The organism is Streptomyces sp. SID486, assembly GCF_009865385.1.
Lineage (GTDB): Bacteria > Actinomycetota > Actinomycetes > Streptomycetales > Streptomycetaceae > Streptomyces.
In genome coordinates, this window is the sequence record NZ_WWJT01000467.1 from 1 (window position 1) to 262 (window position 262).

Genomic DNA, 262 nt, shown 5'->3' on the forward strand with positions numbered 1-262 from the left:
GCGTCACAAGCGCACCACTCTGGCCATCGCCACCGCCGTGGCCGCCGGAGCCCTCGTCTCCACCGGTCTGACCACCAGTGCCTCCGCGCAGATCGCGGCCGCACCCGGGTCCGCGAAGCCGCTCGCGGCGGCACCGGCCACGCTGTCCGCCGCCACCCGTACCACGCTCGTCCACCAGGCGCAGCAGGGCGCCGCCGCGACCGCGCGCCGAATAGGTCTCGGCGCCAAGGAGAAGCTGGTCGTCAAGGACGTCGTCAAGGAC

General features: G+C 73.7%; 1 pseudogene. It reads left to right on the forward strand.

The annotated features are described in order from the left end of the window. Positions 1-262: pseudogene (locus GT045_RS21955) on the forward strand (peptidase M4 family protein); the annotation flags it as partial.